The 911-nt window shown below is 67.9% G+C and carries 1 protein-coding gene; it reads right to left on the minus strand.

The annotated features are described in order from the left end of the window. A partial coding sequence (locus IE226_RS43675; protein ID WP_308429618.1) for an acyl-CoA carboxylase subunit beta occupies nt 1-911 on the minus strand: 911 nt, incomplete at both ends.

The following is a 911-nucleotide window of genomic DNA, read 5'->3' on the forward strand; positions in this document are numbered from 1 at the left end:
ACGTCGTCCACCAGGCCGCGCTCGGCGGCGTAGTAGGGGTGCATCAGCTCGGCCTTGTACTCCTTGACCATCTTCTGCCGCATCGCCTCGGGATCCTCCGCGGCGGCGATCTGCCGGCGGAAGATGACGTTGGCGGCGCCCTCGGCACCCATCACCGCGATCTCGTTCGTCGGCCACGCATAGGTCAGGTCCGCGCCGATGGACTGCGAGTCCATGACGATGTACGCGCCGCCGTAGGCCTTGCGCAGGATCAGCGAGATCCGCGGCACGGTGGCATTGCAGTAGGCATACAGGAGCTTGGCGCCGTGGCGGATGATGCCGCCGTGCTCCTGGTCCACGCCCGGCAGGAAGCCCGGCACGTCCAGGAGGGTGACGATGGGGATGTTGAAGGCGTCACACATCTGCACGAAGCGGGCGGCCTTCTCCGACGCCTCGATGTCCAGGACACCGGCCAGGGCCTGGGGCTGGTTGGCGACGATGCCCACCACCTTGCCGTCCAGGCGGGCCAGCGCGCAGATGATGTTGCGGGCCCAGCGTTCGTGGACCTCCAGGAAGTCGCCGTCGTCGACGAGTTCCTCGATGACCCTGGCCATGTCGTACGGGCGGTTGCCGTCCGCCGGCACCAGGTCCAGCAGGACGTCCGAGCGGCGGTCGGCGGGGTCGTCCGACTCGTGGGCGGGCGGGTTCTCGCGGTTGTTGGAGGGCAGCATCGCGATGAGGTAGCGCACCTCGGCCAGGCACGTCTCCTCGTCGTCATAGGCGAAGTGACACACGCCGGAGGTTTCGGCGTGCACGTCCGCGCCGCCCAGGCCGTTCTGGGTGATCTCCTCGCCGGTCACCGCACGCACCACGTCGGGGCCGGTGATGAACATCTGCGAGGTGTCACGCACCATGAACACGAAGTCCGTCAG

It is taken from the genome of Streptomyces longisporoflavus, from assembly GCF_014649775.1.
In the GTDB taxonomy this organism is placed as follows: domain Bacteria; phylum Actinomycetota; class Actinomycetes; order Streptomycetales; family Streptomycetaceae; genus Streptomyces; species Streptomyces longisporoflavus.